This is a genomic window from Winogradskyella vincentii (assembly GCF_020166345.1).
Taxonomy (GTDB): Bacteria; Bacteroidota; Bacteroidia; order Flavobacteriales; family Flavobacteriaceae; genus Winogradskyella; species Winogradskyella vincentii.
This window is the reverse complement of the sequence record NZ_JAIUJS010000001.1, coordinates 1-10,327: the sequence shown is the minus strand read 5'-3', so window position 1 is coordinate 10,327 and position 10,327 is coordinate 1. Positions and strand designations below refer to the sequence as shown.

4 protein-coding genes are annotated in these 10,327 nt (G+C 37.3%); 2 read left to right on the top strand and 2 right to left on the bottom strand.

Annotated features, from left to right (window positions below):
- Nucleotides 1–39 precede the first annotated feature (39 nt).
- Entirely contained in the window at nt 40–357 is a 318-nt protein-coding gene (locus LBV24_RS00020; protein WP_114299425.1) for a DUF3467 domain-containing protein, read from the top strand.
- A gap of 295 nt (nt 358–652) precedes the next feature.
- Here LBV24_RS00020 and LBV24_RS00015 read toward each other — a convergent pair whose 3' ends face one another.
- Nucleotides 653–883 carry a (4Fe-4S)-binding protein gene (locus tag LBV24_RS00015; protein ID WP_224476563.1) on the bottom strand — a complete coding sequence of 77 codons (231 nt, stop codon included), beginning with the start codon at nt 881–883 and terminating at the stop codon, nt 653–655.
- A 142-nt stretch (nt 884–1,025) separates the two neighbouring features.
- Nucleotides 1,026–2,615: a peptide chain release factor 3 gene (locus LBV24_RS00010; protein ID WP_224476562.1), complete on the bottom strand. Its 1,590-nt coding sequence runs from the start codon at nt 2,613–2,615 to the stop codon at nt 1,026–1,028.
- A gap of 483 nt (nt 2,616–3,098) precedes the next feature.
- Between LBV24_RS00010 and LBV24_RS00005 the strand changes: the two genes are divergently transcribed.
- Nucleotides 3,099–10,327 (top strand): beta strand repeat-containing protein (locus LBV24_RS00005; RefSeq protein WP_394371104.1); only part of this gene is annotated, 7,229 nt, incomplete at its 3' end.

The window sequence follows — 10,327 nt, the reverse complement described above, 5'->3', positions numbered from 1 at the left end:
TTTAATAAACGATAAAATAACTATAGATATAATTAAGATATGGCAGACGAAAAAAAGAATCCTAAAAAAGGACAGATTAATATTGAGCTAGACGAGAAAGTAGCAGAAGGGATTTATTCTAACTTGGCAATAATTAACCATTCTGTTTCAGAATTTGTGGTTGATTTTGTTAGTATAATGCCTGGTTCTCCAAAAAGTAAGGTTAAGTCTAGAATTATCTTAACACCACAACATGCGAAACGTTTGGTTAAGGCTTTAGGTGATAATGTGGCAAGATTTGAAAAAGCACATGGAGAAATCAAGGATTACGAGCAACCGCCAATTCCATTGAATTTCGGCCCAACTGGTCAGGCATAAATTCAAAATTAAGGTTGCCCGAAATGGTTTCCATGTTGCAACCGCCTATTCCATTGAATTTTGGACCAACGGGTCAAACATAAATAAAATCTATTAAAAAAAATAATACATAGATAAAACAAATTAAACATGAGTTGTTTTAATTCGTTTTAAGACATTTATAGATTATTTGTTAGTATTTGGATGTCTTTTAACTAAATATGTAGTAAAAATCGCTTAAAATGCATTTTAAATAAAAATACCCTTTAATGAAAATTAAAGGGTATTTTTTTTGGCAGTTCAGTTTCAAAATGAGTTATGCTACATCTTTTTGATTAAAATAATATTTTAATGCACCCGATGGGCACTTGTTAATTTGTTTAATAATTTTTTTGGTTTTGGCGCCGTCTAAATCTATCCAAGGAATTACAGAATGTCTAAAGACTTCAGAAAGCTGTCTTGCACATAATTCGGCATTTATACAACAGCGTGGCTCGTAGGTTACAGTAATTTTATCATTACTGAAAACGTTGTGGTTTGTTTCCATAATAAGTAGATCAATTTGGGGTTAATCTTAAATCAATTTAAAAAATTTGCCCTAAAATATACGATAAAAAATCGTTCAATAGCAAATATTATCGTTAAAGGACCACTTTTAATAACTAGTTTCGATGAAATGCACAGTGGATTTAGTCAAATTCAGAAGTCATATGGAAAGTAATACTCGGGTATTTCTGCTGTGTCATCTGTAATGAGAACATAGAGTCTGCTAAAAATACCAATTGACCTTGTTTATCTTTTGCTAAATACCGTTGCTTAACTCTTAAGAACTCTTTAAACTCCTCACTTTTTTCGTCATTGGTTTGCACCCAACAGGCTTTATGAACATTGAGGTTTTCGTATGTACATTTTGCACCATACTCGTGTTCTAACCTATATTGAATTACTTCATATTGTAACGCGCCAACGGTACCAATAACTTTTCTACCATTATAATCTAGTGTGAACAACTGCGCTACACCTTCATCCATAAGCTGATCAATTCCTTTAAATAATTGCTTTGCCTTCATAGGATCAGCGTTATTAATATATCTAAAATGTTCTGGTGAAAAACTCGGGATTCCCTTATAGTTAATTATCTCACCTTCTGTAAGGGTATCACCAATTTTAAAATTTCCGGTGTCTTGTAAACCAACTATATCACCAGGGTAGGAGATATCTACAATCTCTTTTTTCTCTGCAAAAAAAGCATTAGGACTTGAGAATTTCAATTTCTTATTATGTCTTACATGTAAATAAGGTGTATTACGCTTAAACTCACCCGAGACAATCTTTACAAAGGCCAAACGATTTCTATGGTTTGGATCCATATTGGCATGTATTTTAAAAACAAAACCAGTAAATTTATTTTCGTCTGGTTTTACCAATCGTTCCTCACTATGCTTTGGTCTAGGTTTAGGTGCAATCTCAACAAAACAATCAAGTAATTCCCTTACACCAAAATTATTTAAGGCAGAACCAAAGAATACGGGTTGCAAATCGCCATTGAGATAGTCGTCCTTGTTAAATTCAGGATAAATACCTTCAACCAATTCCACCTCTTCACGCAAAGTCTTTGCGGCAGATTCACCTACTAGCTTTTCCAGCGCTTCAGATTTTAAATCAGAGATTTCTAAAGTATCGTTAATATGTTGTTTGCTGTCGTCTGTAAAAAGATTGATATTCTTTTCCCAAATATTATAGATACCCTTAAAGTCGTATCCCATACCAATAGGGAAACTTAGAGGTGTCACCCTCAGACCTAATTTCTGTTCTACTTCATCTAAAAGGTCAAAGGCATCTTTTCCCTCACGGTCTAGCTTATTAATAAAAACAATCATCGGGATATTCCGCATTCTGCAAACTTCAACCAATTTTTCAGTTTGTTCCTCAACCCCTTTTGCAACATCTATGACTACTATGACACTATCTACCGCGGTTAAAGTTCTAAATGTGTCTTCTGCAAAATCTTTGTGACCTGGAGTATCTAAAATATTAATCTTTATACCGTTATATTCAAAAGCCAAAACTGAAGTAGCCACAGAGATACCACGTTGGCGCTCAATCTCCATAAAATCACTGGTTGCCCCCTTCTTTATTTTGTTACTTTTTACGGCACCCGCTTCTTGGATGGCACCACCGAATAACAGCAGTTTTTCCGTTAGTGTAGTTTTACCAGCATCTGGGTGAGAAATTATCCCAAAAGTTCGACGTCTATTAATTTCAGATTGAAAACTCATTGTTATTTTTTACAAGAATGGCAAAATTAATAGTTTCATCCGGTTTTATTTCGTTTAAAAGGATAAATCTTGGGAATTGTGTAAGAGAAGAAAAACCTGTATTTCAACCGTTTAATTTATAATTTCAACGAATATTTACGGAAATCCCGTAATCATAGGTTACTTTGCCCTTGAATTTTTAAAGTATTTTTAACAAATTGAAATTTACCTTAAATATTTGTCCCAAAATAACAACTTTAATTACCTACATCTTCTTTTGTGGATTGAGACGTTGCTCTAGTGGCCTTTAGTAGTAATTTTCTGTTTTTTAGCGACTTATATTTAATAACGATTTCTTTTAAAAAAGAAAAATGTTAAAATATTTAATGCAATTTTTCTTACTGAAATATTTGTATTTTGCATTTAAACGAATATATTTGCGTATTATCGATAAAATTTATATCGATAATATTGCTATGAAAAATACATCAACCGCATAGAAATATGAAAAAAATTACCCCAATCGTTTCTACACATAGATCGTTAAGACATTTACCGTTACGCGGTATACACAATACATTTCAAAAGAACATAACAACCAACAGTAATATGAAAATCTTTACCCGATTCATGTTTTCTCTAAAGCAAATCAAAATCGCAACACTATTTGGGATTTTAACCCTAATAGGGTCACAAGGTTTAACAGCACAAAATTTAATAACCAATCCAGGTTTATTAGAATCTAGTGTAGATTGTACAGCTACAGATTCTACAGAAGATCTTGCTCCAGATAGTTGGGGTAAAATTGGAGCGCCAGATTTATCTACATCGGTAGAAAGAAGATGGGATGGTAGTAATCAAAACAGAGGTGCTTCACCAGATGGCACTTGTTATATAGGGTTGACGGTTGACAGTGGTACAACCGTTGAAGGAATTACTCAAAATGTAACGGTTGTTGGTGGAGAATTATATTCTTTTTCCTTAGATTATTTAATAGAAACAGATAATGGTGAAACTCCTTGTACACCAGGGTTAGAAGTGCTTTTAGATGGATCTGTAATTGGTACCTTTGCGGCACCGGCTTCAGAAGATGTATGGACGCGTCCAAGATTTACGTTTACGCCTTCTACTTCAGGTTCTTTTCTTTTAGAAATAAAGTCTACTGGGACTTGTGATAAAACTTGGAATTTTATAGATGGCGTAGATTTATCTTTAAATTGTGATATTACTGCCATAGATGAATCCGATGTACAAGCATGTTCTGATAACGGAACACCAGAATATACAGGAGATGATACATTTACTGCAGATATCACTGTAACATATGCTAACCCAAAAACAACAGGTACACTAAACTTGTCGGGTAGTGCAAATGTTTCGGTTCCGGTTGGATCTATTGGAGCGACTTCCTATACGTTTCAAGACGTGGTATTTACAGCAGATGGGTCTGCTATTTCACTAACAGCTAATTTTTCTGCAGACGGAGGTTGTAGTATAACAGATACTAATATAATGACCGCTCCTAGCGAGTGTAGTGATATAACCTGTCCTTCAGGATCTTATATAGTGAATGCAACAGAATCTGGGACTTATAATGCATTCGATGCACTTACCTGTGTAATATCAGGAACAACAGAGACAGATTGTGATGATGAAGCACTCGGTGGATCAGATGGGAGTGGAACTGGTGATTTTCAACTAATTAATGACGGTGCTATCTTTCAAATGGCGGGACTCTCTCCAGGAGGTTCAACACTGACAACCTATTTTTCTAAATTTGAGAATGACCTAACGGTAAATTTACTTGCTTCAAGAGATGGTGTAAATTATATACAAGTTGCAGCCATAACATCGGCTGATTTAAATGCAAATGATGAGTTTATTGTAGCAGTTCCATTTTTCTTTGAATATGTGCAATATGTTCATGCCGGAGATGATGGCAAAAAATTTGGATTAGATGCTCTTGGTTCTGACTATACAAGAACCATCCAAGAATGTTTCTTTGATATCGATAATGACGGTGTTCAAGATCGTGACGATCAAGATGATGATAATGATGGTATTTTAGATTTAGAAGAATGTGGTATTCCAAGACCACAGCCATTTACGGCTACGGCAGTTCATGGTTATGCACAAACAAAAACAGGTGGACGCGCTGCGCATTACGATCCTAGTTTTGCTTTAACAACAAGTCCTCCATATGCTGCTGATGATCCAAGAAATATAATTGATGGGACACCACAGCCGTTAAGGATGCACGTAGATGATTTCATGGAGATTAATCTAGGGCAAGAGGTGGCTGCCGGTACGGTAATTACACTGCAGGCAAATACTAGTGGTGAGGATACCCCTGTACAAGTATATGTAAGTTATGATAGTACAGATCCTTCTGGCGATGCTAATACCGATGGACAAAACGGTGGTGTGGGATATTTAAATGCTGTTACTAATGGACAATCAACCTTAGTAGTACCTTTTGGTACCGACACTGCAACCGATGTTACCTTTACAGCACCTATTACCTTCAGATATATGCAATTTGAAGGTCATACAACACAACACGGTGGCTGGGATGAAATTGCGTTCCCAGGAGGTGACCTTATTGTAGGTACCGTTGCAGATTGCGATACAGACGGTGATGGTTTTGCAGATTATTTAGATACAGATAGTGATAATGATGGGTGTCCAGATGTACTAGAATCTGGAGGAACAGATGTAGTGCCTGCTGGTGGTGATGGTATTTTAGATGGAGATGGTTTCAATTCATTTGGCCAAGTAACTACTGGAGGCGCAATAGCTGTAGGTAGTTATGATGGAGTAACAGGAGACGAGATAGTGCCTTTACAATACATTGCAGGTGCAAATCCACCAGCAACTTTAACTTTAAATAGTGGAGATGCATTAACATTAACCTCAGATGCAACCGCACAAAGCACAATAGCTTGGGATTTAGCAGCACCATTTGATCCAGACTATTCGGTACCTGGAAATGTATCAGACGAATCTGCAAATTTACAATATGCATGGACATTTGATGATGGTACGGGAGCGATTTCAGTAGGAGGTAATAACGCTACGTTTAACATTGCATCTGCTTCAACAACAGATTCAGGGACATATACGGTGACGATTACGCATCTAAATAATCCTTGTATAATTGAAACTCAAAGTTCAGTAGTTACAGTTAATCCTGTGGGATCCGTAATTACAGCATCGGATGATGTAGGTCAAGTTGTGGAAAATGTAGGAGGAGTAGTCGTACCTAATGTATTGGCAAATGATGATTTAAATGGTAGCGTACCTACCACGTCAACAGTAGATATTACCCAAATAAGTACATCTGATCCAGGAGTACAACTTAATGTAACTAACGGAGAAGTTACTGTTAATCCAACAGTTCCTCCCGGAATTTATACAATTATATACGAAATATGTGAGGTGCCGCCAAATGCTTCAAATTGTTCAACAACGACAGCACAGGTAAGAGTATTTGTGCTTGGAGATATTGATGGTGATGGCATCGAAGATATAGCAGATCTTGATGATGATAATGATGGTATTTTAGACACCATTGAATGTACTGCTTTCAATAGCCCTCAATTGTTAAATGGAGATTTTGAGGATAATGATATTTTATTGTTAGATAATGATGGTTCAACAGATGTAGTTCCAACTTTAGGTATATGGAAGGGTGATGCTTCTAACATACCAAATTGGGAAAGTGCAGATGCAGTAAACAACCATTTAGAAGTATGGCATAATACACAAGCGGCTGGAAATGATGTTGGTGGCGTGGCCTACACAGGCACGCAATGGGCTGAAATTAATGCTACAACAAATGATGGATTATATCAAGATGTAGTTACAACTCCTGGAGATGTGTTACAATGGTCTTTTGCGCATCGTAAACGAACCGGTTTTGCTGGTAGTGCCGTAGAAGATGTTATGACGCTATTAATTGGTGATGCCACTGGTGCATTAGTAAGCCAAGGAAATTTCACATCGGCAGCAGATGCATCTTGGACAGCACATTCTGGTACTTATACAGTACCTGCAGGTCAAACAACAACGAGATTAAGTTTTGCATGGGTTTCTAGTGCATCGGGATCTTCAAGTACAGGAAACTTTATAGATAATATTCAATTATTTGTTATTTCGGATTGTGAAGATACTGATGGTGATGGTATTGATGACTATTTAGATTTAGATTCTGATAATGATGGTATATATGATGTAGACGAAGCTGGAAATGGTGCTTTAGATGACAATAATGATGGTGTAATAGATAGTAATGATACTGGTTTTACCGATACAAATACTAATGGTACAGATGATGATGCAGAAGTAACAACACCTGTAGATACCTTAACTGATGGTAGTTACGATTTCCAAAATACAGATAGTGATGGTGACGGATGTCCAGATGCAAATGAAGCATATTCAAGTGGAGCCGCAGCAGGATCAGATGATGGTCAATTTGGTGAACCAGATCCGGCATCTATAAATCCTTTAAATGGATTGGTAACAGAAGTAGGAGTAGATTATACATTAGGTACAAATAGTGCCGTAACGGATGCGGGAGATACATCAGCTTGTGCTGCTCTAACAATCACAGCTAACAACGACGACTTTAGTGCAACTACGTTCGGTAGCGCCGGTGGAACAACTTCTACCGTATTCACCAATGACGATGCAAATGGAACGACGCCAGCAACAAATGCATTGATTGACAATAATATTAATATTTCAAATGATGATGGTTTAATAGGAGTTGTTATTAATAATAACGGAACAATTGATGTGCCGTTTGGCGCGACTCCGGGAACTTATAATGTAGAATATCAGATTTGTTTAACCGCAGATAATACAATTTGTGATACAGCAATTGCAACAATTGTTATTGTTGATGATTGTGACGCTATTGCTTCCGGAAATGTAGACACAGATGGTGATGGTATTTCTGATGTCTGTGATGAAGATGATGATAATGATGGTATCTTAGACACAGTTGATCTTAATTGTGCTCCTGGTCCATTGGCTTTAGGCCAAACTTTTTCTGATAACACTGGTTCTAATTTTAATGCAGAATTTATTCCAAATGTATATGCCTATGGTGGCGCAAGTGTAACGTTTGGTTACGAACCTTATGGAGGTTCAGCTTGGAGTCTTAGTGGTATAACAAATCAGAATAATCCTGTAATATTACCAGATGGTGAGTACATAAATACAATAGCAGACGGTACCACATTCCCAGAAAATGAACATGTACGTTATTATTTTATCTTCTCTGAACCTGTATACAATGTTAATTTTAAAGTTGGCGGACTTGATAATGCTGATAGAGCAGATTTCTCTGCAACTAATGGGACGGATAACGTTCCGGTTAATATTTCAGATATAAATGTTGGAGCAAACCTAACAATAAACGGACAAAGTGCAGTTACTGCTGCATCAGCTATTGCAAATGCTCCGTCAAACAGTATAGCAATTCAGGTAGATGGTCCAGTAACTCAAATAATTATAGATGTAGGAAACCAAGATGGCAACGAATTTGAAAATGTAGAAGTACAATTCTATGAAATGGAATATTGCCTTCCTCTAGATACAGACGGTGATGGAGTTATAGATATATTAGATTTAGATTCTGATAATGATGGAATTTATGACGTTGATGAGGTAGGTGGTGCAGATGCAAACAATGATGGTCAGGCTGACGGTGCTGTTGGCCCAAGTGGAATTCCTGGGTCAGCAGGTACAGGAATTACACCGATTGATACTTTATCCGATGGAAGTTTTGATTATCAAAATACGGATAGTGATGGTGACGGTTGTCCTGATGCAAATGAAGCTTATGGTAATGTGACCGCCGCAGGAATTGATGATGGGCAGTTTAATTTTCCAGATCCCGCAAACGTTGATGCCTCAGGATTAGTAGATCTAGGCTTACTAGTGGATTATGATATAGGTACCAATGCAGCAGTAACAGATCCTTCCATATCTGCAGTTTGTGATCCATGTAATGCTCTTGTCTCAGGAAATACTGACACAGATGGAGATGGTGTATCAGACATATGTGATGAAGATAACGACAATGACGGTATATTAGATATTTATGAACAAAATTGTTCATCAGGCCCAATTCCATTAGGTCAAACATTTTCAGATAATACTGGATCAAATTTCAATGCCGAATTTATACCTAATGTATATTCCTATGGTGGAGCTAGTGTAACATTTGGTTATGAGCCCTATGGTGGGTCTGCTTGGAGTTTAAGCGGTATAACAAATCAGAATAATCCAGCAATTTTGCCAGATGGTGAGTATATAAACACAATAGCAGACGGTACAACATTTCCTGAAGGTGAAGTCGTAAGATATTTATTTATATTCTCAGAGCCTGTCTATAATGTCAACTTTAAAGTAGGTGGACTTGATAATTTCGATAGAGCGGATTTTATTGCAGTTAATGGTACAGAAAATATTCCTGTTAATTTATCTGACATTAATGTAGGAGCAAACCTTACAATTGCGAATCAATCTGCGGTTACAGGTGCCTCAGCTAATGCAAATGCACCTTCAAATAGTATTGCCGTTGAAGTTCTTGGACCTGTTACCCAGATAACTGTTTATGTAGGTAATCAAGCTGGTAATGAATTTGCTAATGTTGAATTACAGTTCTATGAAATGCAATATTGCTTGAGTAATGATACTGACGGTGACGGAATTGACGATGCTTTTGATTTAGATGCTGACAATGATGGTATATATGATATTGATGAAGCTGGAAACGGATCTTTAGATACTAATGGAGATGGTATTATTGATAGTAATGATGCAGTGTTTAACGATGGTAATGGTAACGGTGTTGACGATGCAACTGAAGTAACCATACCTATTGATACAGGAGGTGATGGAAGTTTTGATTTTCAAAATACTGATAGTGATGGCGATAGCTGTCCTGATGCTAACGAGGCTTATGCTAGTCCATTTGCTTCAGGTACTGACGGTGGACAATTTGGTGAACCAGATCCAGCATCAGTAGATGGCAACGGACTCGTTACTGAAACAGGAGTAGACTATTCTCTTGGCTCAAATATAGCAACTGTTGATCCTTTGGATAATTCAGCTTGTATTATTACTCCAAGTATATCAACTGTCAAAACTTTTGTTGATATCGATGGTGGTGCATTAACGGAATATAACACTGTAGGCCAGGTGATTAATTATACAATCACTCTTACCAACAACGGTAATGTTACGGTATACAATCCAACTGTGGTTGATGCTACGGCCACAACTGGGCCTACTCTGGTTGCGGCAAGTGACATTGATTCTGACGGTATTTTATCAGTTGGTGAGGTATGGACCTATACTGCAACGCACACCGTGACGCAGGCCGACATTGATAACGGTTCTTATACAAATACAGCTGAGGGTGAGGGTTTAGCAGATACTGATAATGACGGTACTGGTGATGCAACTGTTGAAAGCGACGAGAGCGAGACATTAAATGCAAGCCAGAACCCGTCGATTGAACTGACCAAGACCTCAGCGATCACTACGGACGTAGGCCCAGCAGGAGCGAGCTTAGGTGACGAGATCACGTATACGTTCAGCGTTGACAACACTGGTAACGTTACGATCAGCAACATAGCAATAGATGATGCGTTAACGGGCAGTGTAGATCTAGCGATCAGCCCATCGACCTTGGCACCAGGTGCTACGGGTACGGT